The sequence below is a fragment of the Sorangium sp. So ce426 genome (genome assembly GCF_051475585.1).
In the GTDB taxonomy this organism is placed as follows: Bacteria; Myxococcota_A; Polyangia; order Polyangiales; family Polyangiaceae; genus Sorangium; species Sorangium cellulosum_B.
The window spans coordinates 7,423,637-7,439,267 of the sequence record NZ_CP150341.1; the positions used below are offsets into that span (position 1 = coordinate 7,423,637).

Consider the following 15,631-nt stretch of genomic DNA (forward strand, 5'->3'; position numbering starts at 1 on the left):
TCACCTCCGCGATGCCCCGCTGGTTCAACACCGCAGGTCCCTGCGACCCGGCCGATCACTACATGCTCCCGGCCGAGGAGCGCTCGCCCGCGGTGCGTGATCTCGTCGATCGCAAGGCCTGCTTCGTCCTGCATGCCCCGCGGCAGATCGGAAAGACGACCTCGCTTCGTACGCTCGCCCAGGATCTCACGGCGGAAGGGCGCTACGTGGCCGTCCTCGTCTCGGCGGAGGTCGGCGCACCGTTCCCGGACGACCCCGGCGCGGCCGAGCTCGCCATGCTCGCGGAGTGGCGCCGCCTCGCCGACTGGCAGCTCCCCGTCGCCCTCCGGCCGCCACCTTTTCCCGAGGCGCCTCCGGGACAGCGTATCGGGGCCGCGTTGGGCGCCTGGGCCCAGGCCGCGCCGCGGCCGCTCGTTGTCTTCCTCGACGAGGCCGATGCCCTGCGCGACGCGGCGCTCGTCTCCCTGCTGCGCCAGATCCGCAGCGGGTATGCGAGCCGTCCGCGTGACTTCCCGCACGCGCTCGCCCTCGTCGGCCTGCGCGACGTGCGCGACTACAAGGTCGCGTCCGGCGGCAGCGACCGGCTCGGCACATCGAGCGCTTTCAACATCAAGGTCGAGTCGCTCACGCTGCGCAACTTCACCCGCGACGAGGTCGCAGCGCTCTACGCCCAGCACACCGCCGAGACCGGGCAGGTCTTCCAGCCGGACGCCGTGGACCGCGCGTTCGAGCTCACCCAGGGCCAGCCGTGGCTCGTCAACGCGCTCGCCCGCCAGCTCGTCGAGGTCCTCGTCAAGGACCGCGCACAGCCCATCACGCCTGCGGACGTCGATCGCGCCAAGGAGATCCTCATCGAGCGTCAAGACACGCACCTCGACAGCCTGGTGGATCGGCTGCGCGATCCGCGCATCCGCGCCGTGATCGAGCCCATGCTCGCCGGCACCGCGTTGCCCAGCGTGCCCCCCGACGACCTTCGGTTCGCGATCGACCTCGGCCTCGTGCGCATGACCGCGGAGGGCGGCCTCGACGTCGCCAACCCCATCTATCGCGAGATCGTCGTCCGCGAGCTCGCGTTCCCGATCCGGGCGTCTCTCCCTCGGATCAAGGCCACGTGGCTCACCCAGGACGGCCGCCTCGACGCCGACCGCCTGCTCGACGCCTTTCTCTCCTTCTGGCGCCAGCACGGCGAGCCGCTCCTCGGCGCGGCGCCGTACCACGAGATCGCGCCGCACCTCGTGGTCATGGCCTTCCTCCACCGCGTCGTGAACGGCGGCGGCACCATCGATCGCGAGTACGCCATCGGCCGGGGCAGGATGGATCTCTGCGTTCAGTATGCGGGTGAGACGCTCGCCATCGAGCTCAAGGTCTGGCGAGACGGCCGCCCGGATCCCCTTGGCGAAGGGCTTGCCCAGCTGGACGAGTACCTCGCCGGGCTGGGGCTCCAGCGCGGGTGGCTCATCCTCTTCGACCAGCGCTCGGGACAGCCTCCCATCGCCGAGCGCACGCGCCGCGAGCACGCGTCGACCCCCGCCGGCCGCGAGGTCGTCGTGATCCGCGCCTGAGCGGGCTCGTCTTTCAGGAGCTGTCCCGGGACGCCCTCGGTGTGCCTTCCGGCCCCGACGCCGGCCGCGGGGCCAGAGGATGCGCACGGCACTCACCGTGCTGCGCCGAATCACGCGCAGAGGAACGCGCGCGGTGTCCTGACGAGCGCGTGGCATGTCCTGACGAGCGCGTGGCATGTCCTGACGGGCACGGGTGTGTCCTGATGGCCGCCTGGCATGTCCTGATGGCCGCCTGGCATGTCCTGATGGCTACGTGGTCAGCACCCAGGCTCTGCGGTGCGCGCCTCGCTTGGCCTCGACTTCAACCACCGAGTCGGATCCGGAATTTCGATGCGCGCTCGTAGCCACACCCCCTCCAGCCGCTGGACGACCTGGCCGGTCGCCACATCCCAGACGAGCAGCACCCGATCCTCGCCCCCGGACACGATCTGCCGACCGTCCGGCGAGAACGCCAGGCAGTTGACCTTCGCGAGGTGCCCCTCCGGCTTCGCCAGCCGCGCTCCCGGCGGCGGCCAGGCCTCCGGAGGGGCGGCCGGCGTGAGCTGCGTCGGCTGCGGCTGCGCCGGCGGCGCGCCGCTGCAGCCGCCGATCGCCGCCGCCAGGGCGATCGCACCCAGCCCCGCCGCGCCGCTTCCGAATCGCCCGTTCGACATTGCCACGCATCCTATCCCATCGAGGTTCGCCGCCGGGCGAACGCGACCGGCGTCGCCGCGCTGGTCACCCGGCGCCGCCGCCCTTAGGCTCACCGCCGCGATGCACCGCTGGTTCAACACGGCAGGCCCCTGCAATCCGGCCGATCACTACATGCTCCCGGCCGAGGAGCGCCTGCCCGGGGTGCGCGAGCTCATCGATCGCAAAGCCTACTTCGTCCTGCACGCGCCGCGGCAGATCGGAAAGACGACCTCGCTGCGTACGCTCGCCCGGGATCTCACGGCCGAAGGGCGCTATGTGGCGGTCCTCGTCTCGGCGGAGATCGGCGCTCCCTTCCCCGACGACCCTGGCGCAGCCGAGCTCGCGATGCTCGCCGAATGGCGCGGCACCGCCGGCTCGCAGCTCCCGGCCGATCTGCGGCCGCCACCGTTCCCCGATGCCCCCCCCGGCCAGCGCATCGGAGCGGCCCTGCGCGCCTGGGCCAAGGCTGCGCCGCGTCCGCTCGTCGTCTTCCTCGATGAGGCCGACGCCCTGCGCGACGCGACGCTCGTCTCCCTGCTGCGCCAGATCCGCAGCGGCTATCCCGATCGCCCGAGTGACTTCCCGCACGCGCTCGCGCTCGTCGGCCTGCGCGATGTGCGCGACTACAAGGTCACGTCCGGCGGCAGCGACAGGCTCGGGACGTCGAGCCCCTTCAACATCAAGGTCGAGTCCCTCACCCTGCGCAACTTCACGCACGACGAGGTCGCGGCGCTCTACGCCCAGCACACGGCCGAAACCGGCCAGGTCTTCCGTCCGGACGCCGTGGACCGGGCCTTCGAGCTCACCCAGGGTCAGCCATGGCTCGTGAACGCGCTCGCCCGCCAGCTCGTCGATGTCCTGGTCAAGGATCGCGCGCTGCCCATCACGGCCGCGGACGTCGATCGCGCCAGGGAGATCCTCATCGAGCGGCAGGACACACACCTCGACAGCCTGGTGGACCGGCTGCGCCAGCCGCGCATCCGCGCCGTGATCGAGCCCATGCTCGCCGGCACCACCCTGGGCGACGTCCCTGAAGACGACCGGCGCTTCGCGGTCGACCTGGGCCTCGTGCGCCGAACGGCGGAAGGCGGTCTCGTCATCGCCAACCCCATCTACCGTGAGATCATCGTCCGTGAGCTCGCGAGCGGGGTGCGCGACTCGCTGCCGCGCATCCCGGCGACCTGGCTCACCCAGGACGGCCGCCTCGACGCCGATCGCCTGCTCGATGGCTCATCCTCTTCAACCAGCGCTCGGGACAGCCTCCCATCGCCGAGCGCACGTGCCGCGAACACGCGTTGACCCCTGCCGGCCGCGAGGTTGTCGTGAGCCGCGCCTGAGCGGGCTCGTCTTTCAGGGCCTGTCCCGGGACGCTCTCGACGTGCCTTCCAACCCGACGCCGGCCGCGCGGGACCGGATGACGCGCGCGGCACGCGCCGGTCACCTCGCGGGAGCCCCTCCCCCTTCAGCAAAGCCGTAGGCCCTCGTGGAGGGAGCGCGCCGCGCGGCGGGCTCCCTCCGCGAGGGCCGGGCGACTACCTCGATCCGGGCTACTCCGTGGCCGCCGCAGCCTCCCCCGCCCCGGCCGCCGCCGCGGCCGTCACCTCCAGCTCGCAGCGCACCACCTGGACCTCACCATCCGCGAGCTCCGCCCGCTCCACGAGCTCGTGCGCCCCCCCTGCCCGCACCGCCGCGAGCACGTCCCCCAGCGCCGGCCCGAGCCGCGCCAGCGTCGCCGCGTTCGCGCCGAACGCCAGATCCGTCACCACGCGCCCCACGCTCGCGCCGAGCTCGCTCTTCCGCTTGTTGACCGCCGCCATCGCCGCGGCCGCCAGCTCCAGGAGCCCCGCGTCCGCCGGCGCCGCGACCTCCGCGAAATCCCCCGCCGACGGCCACTTCGCCCGGTGGATCGACCGCTGCCCCGTCTCCTCCGCGTACACCCAGGCCCAGACCTCGTCGGTGATGTACGGGAGCACCGGCGCAAACAGCCGCAGCAGCACCGAGAGCCCGAGCCGCAGCGCAGCCACGGCCGAGCCCCGCGCCGCCTCGCCAGCGCCGCCCTCGCCGCGCGCCCGCGCCTTGGCCAGCTCCAGGTAAGCGTCGGTGAACCAGCGCCAGAAGAAATCCTCCGTCCGCTCGAGCGCCGCCGCGAACTCCTGCGCCTCGAACGAGCGCGACGCGTCCGCCACCACCGCCGACAGCTTGTGCAAAAACGCCCGATCCAGCTCCTCGGAGACCGGATGGACCTCCGCCGACTGGCTGAGCACGTACTTGCCCGCATTCCAGATCTTCGTGACGAGGCGCTTGCCGATCTTCAGCACCTTCTCGTCAAACGCCGTGTCCGTGCCGAGCCGCGCGCTCGCCGACCAGTAGCGGACCGCGTCCGACGAGTAGTTGTCGAGCAGGTGCATCGGCGTCACGACGTTGCCCTTGCTCTTCGACATCTTCTTGCGATCGGGGTCGAGGATCCACCCCGAGATCGCGATGTGACGCCACGGCACCGACGCCTCGTGCAGCATCGCCTTCGCGATCGTGTAGAACGCCCACGTCCGGATGATGTCGTGCGCCTGCGGGCGCAGATCGGCCGGGAACAGCCGCGCGTGGCGCCCCTCGTCGAGCCCCCAGTGCGAGCTGATCTGCGGCGTGAGCGAGCTCGTGAACCACGTGTCGAACACGTCGGACTCCGCCGTGAAGCCGCCCGGCTTGTCCCGCTGGGACGCGTCGTACCCGGGCGGCACGTCGACCGTCGGATCGACCGGGAGCACCTCGCGCGTCGCGAGCAGCGGCCTACCGTGATCCGGGTTGCCCTCGGCGTCGAGCGGATACCAGACCGGGAACTGCACGCCGAAATAACGCTGGCGGCTGATGCACCAGTCGCCCTGGAGCCCCTCGGTCCAGTTGCGGTACCTGAGGCGCATGAAATCCGGGTGCCACTGGATCTTGTCGCCGAGCTCGAGGAGCTTTTCCTTCTTGTCGGCGAGCCGGACGAACCACTGCCGCGTGGGCACGAACTCGAGCGGCTGATCGCCCTTCTCGAAGAACTTCACCGCCCGCTCGATCGGCTTCGGCTCGCCCCGCAGCGCCGGGCCTGTGCCGGGCACCGCCGCGTGCTCCTCGCGGCGGAGGAGCTCGACGACGGCCGTGCGCGCCTGCTTCACCCCCTTGCCCTGGAGCGGGGCATACGCGGCGTTCGCGGCGGCCGGATCGCGGCTCTGAAAGTCGCCCTCCCCGAACGTCACCGGGAGGAGTCGGCCGTTCTTGCCGAGCATCTGCCGGAGAGGGAGCTTCTGCTCCCGCCACCAGATCACGTCCGTCGCGTCGCCGAAGGTGCAGACCATCAGGATGCCCGTGCCCTTCTCGCGATCCACGAGCGTGCTCGGGAAGATGGGCACCGGCGCGCGGAAGATCGGCGTGAGCGCCGTCTTGCCAAAGAGGTGCTGATACCGCGGATCCTCGGGGTGCGCCGTCACGCCCACGCAGGCCGCCAGGAGCTCCGGGCGCGTCGTGGCGATCACGAGCTGCTCGCCCGTGCCCTCCACCGCGAACGCGATGTCGTGGAACGCGCCGGACTGCGGGCGATCCTCCACCTCCGCCTGGGCGACCGCGGTCTGGAAATCGACGTCCCACATCGTGGGCGCGAAGACCGAGTAGAGGTGGCCCTTCTCGTGCAGATCCAGGAACGACAGCTGCGCCGTCCTGCGGCAGTGATCATCGATGGTGGCATACTCGTACTGCCAGTCGACCGAGAGGCCCACCCGGCGGAAGAGCGCCTTGAAGACCTGCTCGTCCTCGCGCGTGACCTTGTGGCAGAGCTCGATGAAGTTCGGCCGCGACACGATGCGCGGCTGCTCCTTCTTGAGCGCCTCCGGCGCCGCCTGCGGCAGCGAGAGGCCGCGCTCGTACGGCGTGCGCACGTCCGTGCGGACGTGGAAATAGTTCTGCACGCGCCGCTCGGTGGGCAGGCCGTTGTCGTCCCAGCCCATGGGATAGAAGATGTTGAAGCCGAGCATCCGGCGCTGCCGGACGATGACGTCCGTGTGCGTGTAGCTGAAGACGTGGCCGATGTGCAGCGAGCCCGAGGCGGTCGGCGGAGGCGTGTCGACCACGAAGGTCTCCTCGCGGGGGCGCGAGGGGTCATAACGGTACGTCCCGTCGGCCTCCCACGCGTCGGCCAGGCGCTGCTCGGCGACGGGCGAGTCGAAGTGCTTCGGGAGCGTCGCTGGATCGATGGTGCGGAACGTCTTCTTGGTCGTCACGTGATCACCTGCAGAACTGACCCCGCAGGTACCGCCCGCGGGGGCGCGCATCCTACGTCGTACCCAGGGTAACGCTCAAGGCGCGCCGCGTCACCGGAGGGCGATCCGCGCTCGCGCCCGCTCGAGATCGGCGGCTCCGTCCTGGCGAGGCCGGCGGCTCCGCCGCGGCGCTCGACGCGGACGCGCTCGCCGGGACGGCGGCTCAGTCGTAGCGCTCGACGTGGACGTGCTTGCGGGGGACGCCGAGCTCGCCGCGGGCGAGCTCGCGCACGGACGAGACCATCCGATCGAGGCCGCAGATGAAGACGTGCGGGGCCGGATCCCCGCTCGCCCCGGCCAGCTCCCGGTAGAGCTCGGGCACGTGCGCCTGCACGTAGCCGCGGCGGCCCGACCAGGACGGGCCGCCGCGCGAGAGCGTGATCTCGTAGCGGATCCGGTCCGAGCCGCGCGCGAGCGCCTCGAGCTCGTCGCGGTAGATGATGTCCTCCTCGAAGCGCGCGCCGAACAGGATCCACAGGTGCGCGGCCGCCCCGGCGCGCAGCGACGCATGCAGCATGCTCCGGAGCGGCGTGACGCCCGTGCCGGTGGCGACGAACAAGGAAGGCGCGGAATCCCCGGGATCGCGCGTGAAGAGCCCGTGCGGGCCGACGGCGCGGAGCGTCGCGCCGGGCTCCAGCCGGTGCAGGTACTCCGAGCCGGCCCCGCCCTCCACGCGGGTGACCGCCAGATCGAAGCGAGGCGAGCCGTCGGGAGCAGAAGCGATCGAGTAGGCGCGCTTCACCTCGCCGCCCGGGAGCGGGAGGACGAGGTTGACCCATTGCCCGGCCTCGAACAGGAACGCCCTGCCGTCAGCGCGCTCGAACGAGAGCTCTCGCACGAAGGGGCTGAGAGGCCGGACGGCGGCGAGGCGGGCTTCGAACGGTTCGGCTTGGATCATGGTGGGACCCCTGCGGCCTCGGCGGCGAGGCCGCGCGGGTGGCGAGGTCTTACCGCAGGCTGCGCCCTGGCCCAATCACGATCGGAGCCGCCATGACGCAGCCGGACGGCGTGGAGTCGCGGAAGTCTAGGCCTTCCGGCTCCACGCCGCCGGCGCGCACGGCCGGAGCGCCGCCCGTTCGCGGCGCCCCGGCGCCGGGGCGGCAGCGGATCTACCGCTGCACACCCATGCGGCGGCGCTGCGGGATGTTCAGCGCCGGCCGGGAGCGGTCCTGGTTCGGGAGCTTGCTCGGCGGGCGCGGCTCCCGATGCGCGGGCTTCGGCGCGGGGACATGCCCCGTCTGCGGCGGGCGCCGCTCGGGCGTCTTGGCCGAGCCGAGCTCCAGCGCGCGCTCGGGGAGATGGGCGGGTCGCTCGGTCATGGAATCCTCCATTCGATCACACATCACCACGGCAGAAAGAGCAGCAAGGCTGAACGAACCCTTCGAAGAACCAGCTCTCATACACCCTCCATTCATCGTACGACCCCGGATTGCAGGCACACCGATGCCGCGACGGACGCTGGCTCCGGACGCCGCCCAAAGGCCGCTCGACTGGCGCTCTCGCGCGATGGACGCACCTCCACGCATCGCCGGGGCAGGGCGGTCCGCCTCACCACACGCCCCCTGGCAAGGCGCCTCAGCGCCTCGCCGTCAGGAGAGATGGCGAGTCGGCCCGCCGCGCCACGAACCATCCGGCTCGGTGCTTCGCGCGAGCGGCCAGCGAGCGAGGGGCTGCGCCCGCGAGGTCAGCGACCTCCAGCGCATCGGACTCGTTCGCATGTCGGCCACGCTCCGTCCCCGCGAGCACACGACCACGCTCGCGCGGGGTTCCGCGGGCGGCTGTCGTGGCTGCTCACGCGCGGCAACAGAAGGGCGCCGTGCCTACCTGGGCAACAGGCGCTCACCCCTCGGGGCCGCGTGACGGAGCGGTGGTATCAGAGGGAAGTGTCCATGATTGACGCGGGCGACGCGTCGAGAGCAACGCTAGCACCGGAGCCCGAGATCGCCCAGCATTTTCTGGTGGTGGGGTGCTTCGGCCGAGAATGGGGTCTTTTGAACCGCCAAAAGACGCCAAGAGACGCCAAAATTTTTGTGTTTTCTTGGCGTCTTTTGGCGTCTCTTGGCGTCTCTTGGCGGTCATTCCGGCAGGGTGGGGGAATTCCCCCACCACCCACGTTCTGTGTCTGTGGAGGAGCGCTGTCCTCGCGGAGCGTTCCTCTCCTCATTCAACGTCTGCTTCTCCCCCCCGCTCCACGAGCGGCAGGAGCTCGCACGGGCGCGCCGAGCCACCGCTCAGAACGTCAAGCGCAGCCCCACGCCGAGGGGGATCGCTCCAGGCGACCCGCCGACGGCGCCCGGACCGACGAGGAGGCGCGCGGCGGCCAGCCCGCGCATATCGAGCCCCTGCCGCAGCACCCGCTTCTTGCCGATCACGTAGAGCGGCAGGCCGACGCCAACGGCGGCCACGCCCCCGGCCGCCGTCGCCACGGCCACCGTGTACGTGTCACGGTGCTTCGTGGCGCCCTCGTCGTGTTTCGCGGTGATCAGCACGGCGCCGGTGACGAGGGCGGCTGCTCCGAGGCCCGCGAGGACGATCCCCGAGACCATCATGACCGTGCTGTTCCGCTCGGTCGTCCGCTCCATGAAGTTGCGGAGCTCTCTCTTCGTCGCCTCGATCTCCAGCTCGATCTGGCGCCCCCGGGCGTCTCGCATGTCTTCGTCTTCAACAAAATCGTGGACGGCGTCCGCCTCGTGCTTGAGCGCCTCGATCCTCGCCTCGTACGCAGCGACCGTCGCCTCCCACATGGCCTGCGGCGGGAGCTCCTCCGCGGCCGGCGCGGCAGGGGGCGCGGAGGGCGCGAGCTGCGGGGGCGGCGCGCGCTCCGCGCCCTCCGCCGGCGCCTGCGCGGCCGCGCTCGACGCGAGCGCCGCGCCGGCAAGGGCGAGCGCCAACGCGACGAGGCGGCGGCGCACCGCGGTCGCGGCAGTGGAAGACGCGCGCGCCGGGGGCGCGCTGGGATGCGCGAAGCAAGAATGGACTCGTCCCATCAGCGAGCGGCATACCTCAACCGTGGCGCAGGGACATCCGCCTTGTCCCGCTCGTCCGGTTTGCGCCCGCGATCGCGGCGCGCTCACCTCTCCCGCGGCCGGCCGCGACGCTTGCTCCCCTCCCCGTCCCCGACCGGCCGCGCCTCGGCGGCCACGCGGAGCAGCTCCTGGAAGTGCCGCTCCACCGGGCCGAGGTCGATGCCATCCATGAACGAGGTGAACGCGAAGTAGGGCAGCAGCGTCTGCCAGGCGCGCAGCCAGCCCGGCAGGTAGCGCGGCCGCTCCAGCACGCCGGCCGCGCGCAGCTCCGCCAGGACAGCGATGTCGTCGAGCGCGATCCGGCCGCAGACGAGCAGCTCCACCTCGTCGCGCAGGCCGCCGCGCAGGACCGCGGCCAGGAAGGCGTAGACCTCGAGCAGGCCGGCCAGATAACAGGCGTCCTTCGTGAAGGGCGCGCCGCCCTCGACGAGCCCGCCGCGGCAGACGCGCTGGGCGTCGAAATAGGCGTCGCGGCGCCCGGCGCCGCGCTCGCGCAGGTACCGGTAGAGATCGAGGAAGCTCGCGCCCTGCTCGGCCATGTCCACGAGCCGCACCCGCTCGGCGAGCCGGGTGAGACGGCCGATGGAGAGCGAGCGGCTGTACAGCTCGGCGAAGATCGCGAGCCCCTCCTGCGTGCGCGTCGTGCGCGGGCCGCCCGACCGCAGGAACGCGCACCGCGGCTGCGCCGCGCCGTTGTGCGCGGTGAGCGCGTGCGTCTCCACCTCGTGGTGCCACAGCCCCTCGGCCTCCCAGGACGCGAACGTGGCCTCGGGGCGGATGCGGACGCGGCTCATGCCCGCCACCACCTTGGCCGTGATCCTCGGGTCGAGCACGATCTCGATGTCGAGCGGCGGCCTCCGCGCGGCGACGCGGGCGGCGAGCAGCTCCCGGAGCGCGCCGGCGTCGAGCGGCGCCTCGTCGGGATCGCTGGCCTCGTCCCAGCCGTGGACGCGCAGGCGCGCGGTGAGGTGCTCGGCGAGGTCGATGTTGCGGACCTCGCCGCCGAAGAACCGCGAGCGCGCGCCGCCGTAGAGCGCCCGCGACCGCTCGGAGAACTCGCGGGTCCCCGCCGCCTCGAGCAGCTCCGCGGCCTGGATCTGCGCGCGGACGTTGTCCCGCAGCCAGTCGAGCGCGGGCGCGTCGCCGTCGATCGAGCCGAGCAGCTCGCGCAGCTCGGCGATGCGCCGCGCGAGCCCGTCGCGATCCACGCGGCGCTCGATCTCGGGGAGGCGATCCTCGCCGGCGGCGAAGAAGCGCTCCTCGACCTCGCGAGGCCAGGCGATGTCCTCGAGCAGCCGGAGCGCCTTGCCCTCGGAGAGGCGGGCGCCGACCCGATCGAGCTGCTCCAGCACGGCGCGGTCGATGCTCATGGCCCCATGCTCGCGCGAACCGCGGGGCGCGGGAAGCCGCCGGCGCGGGCGCTCGCGGCTCGCCAGCGCCCGCGGGCTCTGCCGAGATCGCCCGTGCGCAGCGGTTGCGCGCCGAAGCGCCCCCGGAGGCCTCCGGCAACGTGTTGTCGGCAACCAGCAGGCCTGTGCCGGGGAGACAAGCGCGAGGGCGTGCGCCGGCGCTCCCCGTGGCCACGCCGAGCATGTTGTTCAGCTCCTCGCCTCCGGGATACATTGGAGCCTGAACCTCGATGAATGATGATCCCCAGCTAGCACACTGTACAGCACGCATCGGGACGGTCCTCCGGGGCAAATGGCGCATCGATTCGCTCATCGGCGTCGGCGGGATGGCCGCGGTTTACGAGGCGACACACAGGATCGGCCGGCGCTGCGCGATCAAGATCCTCCATCCGGAGATCGCGGTCTCGAAGGAGCTTCGAGCCAGGTTCGAGCAAGAGGCGCTCGCGGTAAACCAGCTCGGCCACCCCGCGGCCGTCAATGTCCTCGACATCGATACGAGCGAAGATGGCTCGCCGTTCCTGGTGATGGAGCTGCTCGACGGTGACTCGCTCGGCAAGCGCGCCCGCGGCTCCGGCGGCATCGAGGAGCGCGAGCTGCTCCGCATCGTCTCGACCGTGCTCGAGGTGCTCGACGTCGCGCACGGGCTCGGCATCGTCCATCGAGACATCAAGCCTGACAATCTATTTTTGACCTCTTCAGGCGGCGTCAAGGTCCTCGACTTCGGGATCGCTCGGATGAAGCAGGGCGGCTCCAATGTTCATACACGCACCGGCGCGGTGCTCGGGACTACACCTTACATGTCGCCCGAACAGATCACGGGTGGCCAGATCGACGGGCGGACCGACGTCTTCGCCGTTGGCGCGACGATGTTTCGAATCCTGACAAAACGCCATGTGCACGAGGGCTCCACGGAGAGCGAGCTCCTCATCAAGATGGCGACGCAGCATGCGCCGGCCCTGCGCACCGTTGCCCCCTCTGTCAGCCCAGAGGTCTGCGCCATCGTTGATCGCGCGCTCGCTTTCGATCTGTCGTGCCGCTATCCGACGGCCCGCGCCATGCGCGAAGACATCGAGCGGGTCCTGGGCGCCAAGGCTACCCCTCACGCGCCAGCCCCGGTGTCGTTCCGAGCCGACGCGTCGTCTCCAATCAGCGTCGATGGCCCGACGATGGTCGCTCCTGCTCCCGGCCAAGCGATGCAGGCGCCGATGGTCGTGCCGGTGCCGCCTCGATCTGCTGCGACCAGCCCACGAGCGAGCTCGAATCCGCCATTCTTGATCATTGCAGTGATCGGCTCGCTTGCCGTCGCCGTTTGCCTCGCCGCTGTCTTCTTCGTTGTTCGTTCGCGAGCCCCCGCCGAAGACGCTCGTGAGAGCGCGGACGATGAGACATCGCAAGAGGACAAGGCGAGCGGCAGCGCTCGCACGATGGCCACGTCTTCCACTACCAGCACGCCATCCACGCCATCCACGCCATCCACGCCATCCACGCCATCCACGCCATCCACGCCATCCACGCCATCCACGCCATCCTCGACCGCTGCCCCCCCACCGACGCGCCGGCCCGCCTCCGATAGCAAGTATCGCCTCCTCATCAAAGACGGGAAATATCCATTCTGCGTCACGTCGAAGCTGAAACACGCCTATCCAGTACGCACGAATGACGAGGGCGTCAAAGTGTGCAGCGGCACCCCCGACGGGCCCATCCCGATTGACGGCCTCAAAGCCTACCACCCCTCCCAGCTTCAATGGCAATAGCTTTGTGAGGTGCGGCGGCCTTGTCTCGTACCGTGCCGGCGTGCCGAAGAGCACGCCGCCGCCCAGCTCTTCGATCGCTGGCCACCGACGTCTTCATCGCGCCTTCGGGGCGGGGCTGGAGGTTCCGGCGATGCGGGCGGCGACCAGCGAGCCACGGCTCGATGCACTGTGGACATCCTTGTAGGCTGATACCGGTGCATGGATCCAGATCCACGAACATCGCGAAACTGCACAGTTTTCCCGTGCGATGCGTGGATTAAGCGTGATGTCCGCTCGGACGGCGGTGCGGTTCCTCCGCTCTCAGCACCTCTGTGCGTGTACACTCCCCGGCATGCCAGGGACAATCCCACCCAAGGAGCGCTCGAGCACCGACGACGTCACGGTGCCGATGCTCGGGAGACAACGCGACGCATCCGTCGTCGAGCTCACAAGCTCGGCGCTGGTGGAAGAAATCGAGACCGCGGCGCGGCCGTGGTCGGACGACGCACCGACGCTGGTGCGCTCAGACGACAGAGCGCCAGCGCTGATCGGGAGCTTGATCTCGGAGCGGTACCGCGTCCACGAGCTCATCGGGGAAGGCGGCATGGGCGCCGTGTACCGCGGCGAGCAGGTGCACCTCCGCAAGCAGGTCGCGATCAAAGTACTCCAGCCGGGCGCCCGGAACCTCCCCCAGATCGTGGCGCGGTTCGAGCGCGAGGCGATCGCGGGAGCGCATATCCAGCATCCGAACGTGGTCTCGGCAAGCGACTTCGGCCAGCTCGCGGATCGATCGCATTTTCTCGTCCTCGAGTATGTCGAGGGCACCCCGCTCCAGGACGTGATCGCCTCGGCGCCGCTCCCCGCGCGACGCGCGCTCCACATCGCGCGGCAGATCGCGTCGGCTCTGGAGGCGGTGCACGCGAAGGGGATCGTGCACCGCGACGTGAAGCCGCAGAACATCCTCCTCGGCGCCCGTGATCAGGTGAAGCTCATCGATTTCGGCCTCGCCAAGGTGAATGTGGAGCTCCTGTCCACCGAAAGCCGCGAGGCCGCGCTCAAAGGCCAGGACCTCACCGCCGCCGACCAGGTCCTCGGCACGCTCAGTTATCTCGCGCCGGAGGCCGTGCGCGGCATGGATGCCGTCGATGCTCGCGCAGATCTTTATGCGCTTGGAATCATCATGTACGAAATGCTGTCCGGGAGAAGCCCGTTCGACGCGAGCGACGGCCAATCTTCCTTCCGGAAGCGGCTCCTCGAAGATGCGCCCCCGCTCCGCCAGCGTGCTCCGGGATCGGGTATCCGCCCCGACGTGGAGGCGCTCGTGATGCGGCTCGTCCAGCGAGACCCGATCCAGCGCTATCCGACGGCTACGAATGTGATCGCGGCCATCGACGGGGCCATCGCGGCGATGGAGGGCGCGCCGAGGCAGCTCGAGCCGACCGTTGCGATGCAGCCCGGCGCTCCGGGGCGCCAGACGAGCGCGACACCGCTCGCGTCCAGGTGGACCTCGCCGGCGATGCGGCCGTGGCTCATCGCGTCCATCGTCGTATCGCTCTCGCTCAGCGTCGCGCTCTTGATCGCCATCCTGCTCAGCTGACAGAGACGTGGAAAGGCCACATCGAGGGAGCAGGCTCGTCGCTCGACGGCAGCTCCATGAGCCGCGTCGGTTCGGTCTCCCCGCCGCTGATGCGCGCCACGGCCGCGCACGGCGCCCTTCGCGAGGTGGGCTCCCTCAGCGACGAGGAAGCGGGGCCCCCGCCGGGATCCGCCCTTCCTCGACGGCCACGACGTACGGCGGCAGGCGGCCCGCACGCACCGCGCGGACGTCGGCGCGCATCGTCGCTGCGTCCGGGTAACGCTCGACCTTGTCGAACGCGAGGGCGCGATCCACGACGTCGCACACCTCCGAGGGCACGTCCGGCGCGCACTGCGCGAGCGACGGCGCCCGCGCCGTCGCCGCGGCGATGAGCAGGCGCGCCTCGGCCACGTGGCCGTGGATCGCGCGACCGGAGAGCAGCCGAAACATCGTGGCGCCCAGGCCGAAGACGTCGGTCCGGCCGTCGATCTCGCGGACCATCCCCCTCGCCTGCTCCGGCGCCATGTACTCGCACGTGCCGAGCGCCACGCCCGTCTTCGTGGCCGTCTTCTCCGGCAGCTCCCCCATCCCGAAAGGAAGCGGATCGAGCACGCGGGCGATCCCGAAATCGAGCACCTTCACCCGCCCATCGCTCCCGATATGCAGGTTCTCGGGCTTGATGTCCCGGTGAACGACGCCGTGCGCGTGCGCCACGACCAGCACATCGAGGACCCGCTCGGCGAGCGCCAGCACATAGCCCACCGCGAGCGTCCCCACGCGGGCCATGTGGTCGAAGACCGTCTCGCCCTCGAGCACCTCCATCGCAAGGTAAGCGGCGCCGTCCTCCGCGATGCCCGACTCCAGCACGAGCGGCAACCCCTCGCAGAGCGGGCCGACAGCCGCCAGGGCGCTGCCGATCGGGCCCTCGCGCAGGAAGCGCTTCCGGAGCTCCTCGATCTGGCTCAGCGACGGGTGCAGGACCTTCACCGCCGCGACCTGGCCGTCAGCGCGCCGGCCAAGGAAGACGCTCGCCATCCCGCCGCCCCCGAGCACGCGCTCCACCGTCCAGGTCCCGATCTGGGTGCCGATACGCCGCGCCGCGAGCTCCTCGTCGTCCATCGAGCGGGCGGAGGGTACCATCCCGTTCACCAGGAGCGAGCGCGAAAGGCCACCAGCTCCGACGAGCTCACTCGACCGTGTGACATTGTCTACACCACGCTGAGCTCGTCCAAACGCCGTCACGCACGACCCCGCAGCGCACCGTGTCCGGCATCGACGGCTCCTCGGGCGGCGAACCTGGGGCAGCGGGAAGCGGCGCTCGCTTCCACCCGAGAGGCCGTCCCTTCTCCCGATCGGGCAGG

General features: G+C 70.8%; 11 protein-coding genes. 4 read left to right on the plus strand and 7 right to left on the minus strand.

The window, feature by feature from the left end; genetic code table 11:
- Window positions 1-11: 11 nt before the first annotated feature.
- Window positions 12-1,562 (plus strand): ATP-binding protein, encoded by a 1,551-nt coding sequence (locus WMF44_RS27585; RefSeq protein WP_437293021.1) that lies wholly within the window; start codon window positions 12-14, stop codon window positions 1,560-1,562.
- A gap of 257 nt (window positions 1,563-1,819) precedes the next feature.
- On the opposite strand, the gene WMF44_RS27590 is transcribed toward WMF44_RS27585, so the two are convergent.
- The gene (locus tag WMF44_RS27590; RefSeq protein ID WP_437293022.1) at window positions 1,820-2,215 is read right to left on the minus strand and encodes a WD40 repeat domain-containing protein; all 396 of its coding nucleotides are present in this window, start codon (window positions 2,213-2,215) and stop codon (window positions 1,820-1,822) included.
- A gap of 100 nt (window positions 2,216-2,315) precedes the next feature.
- On the opposite strand from WMF44_RS27590, the gene WMF44_RS27595 reads away from it, so the two are divergent.
- On the plus strand, window positions 2,316-3,533 hold the full coding sequence (locus tag WMF44_RS27595) for an ATP-binding protein (RefSeq protein ID WP_437293023.1): 1,218 nt from the start codon (window positions 2,316-2,318) through the stop codon (window positions 3,531-3,533).
- Window positions 3,534-3,781: 248 nt separating this feature from the next.
- Here the strand turns inward: WMF44_RS27595 and valS are convergent, their stop codons facing one another.
- The 5 genes from valS to WMF44_RS27620 form a co-directional block, all read right to left on the minus strand.
- Entirely contained in the window at window positions 3,782-6,487 is a 2,706-nt protein-coding gene (gene valS / locus WMF44_RS27600; RefSeq protein WP_437293024.1) for a valine--tRNA ligase, read from the minus strand.
- Between the two features lie 202 nt (window positions 6,488-6,689).
- A complete protein-coding gene (locus tag WMF44_RS27605) occupies window positions 6,690-7,424 on the minus strand; it encodes a ferredoxin--NADP reductase (RefSeq protein ID WP_437293025.1) in 735 nt (244 codons plus the stop codon).
- Between the two features lie 211 nt (window positions 7,425-7,635).
- The gene (locus tag WMF44_RS27610) at window positions 7,636-7,845 is read right to left on the minus strand and encodes a hypothetical protein (protein WP_437293026.1); all 210 of its coding nucleotides are present in this window, start codon (window positions 7,843-7,845) and stop codon (window positions 7,636-7,638) included.
- A gap of 912 nt (window positions 7,846-8,757) precedes the next feature.
- Window positions 8,758-9,438 carry a hypothetical protein gene (locus tag WMF44_RS27615; protein WP_437293027.1) on the minus strand — a complete coding sequence of 227 codons (681 nt, stop codon included), beginning with the start codon at window positions 9,436-9,438 and terminating at the stop codon, window positions 8,758-8,760.
- A gap of 158 nt (window positions 9,439-9,596) precedes the next feature.
- The gene (locus tag WMF44_RS27620) at window positions 9,597-10,922 is read right to left on the minus strand and encodes a flavohemoglobin expression-modulating QEGLA motif protein (RefSeq protein WP_437293028.1); all 1,326 of its coding nucleotides are present in this window, start codon (window positions 10,920-10,922) and stop codon (window positions 9,597-9,599) included.
- 269 nt (window positions 10,923-11,191) lie between these two features.
- Here WMF44_RS27620 and WMF44_RS27625 point away from each other — a divergent pair, with 269 nt between their 5' ends.
- Window positions 11,192-12,715 carry a serine/threonine protein kinase gene (locus WMF44_RS27625; RefSeq protein ID WP_437293029.1) on the plus strand — a complete coding sequence of 508 codons (1,524 nt, stop codon included), beginning with the start codon at window positions 11,192-11,194 and terminating at the stop codon, window positions 12,713-12,715.
- 331 nt (window positions 12,716-13,046) lie between these two features.
- A complete protein-coding gene (locus tag WMF44_RS27630) occupies window positions 13,047-14,291 on the plus strand; it encodes a serine/threonine-protein kinase (RefSeq protein WP_437293030.1) in 1,245 nt (414 codons plus the stop codon).
- 135 nt (window positions 14,292-14,426) lie between these two features.
- Here the strand turns inward: WMF44_RS27630 and WMF44_RS27635 are convergent, their stop codons facing one another.
- A complete protein-coding gene (locus WMF44_RS27635; protein WP_437293031.1) occupies window positions 14,427-15,410 on the minus strand; it encodes a serine/threonine-protein kinase in 984 nt (327 codons plus the stop codon).
- Window positions 15,411-15,631 lie beyond the last annotated feature (221 nt).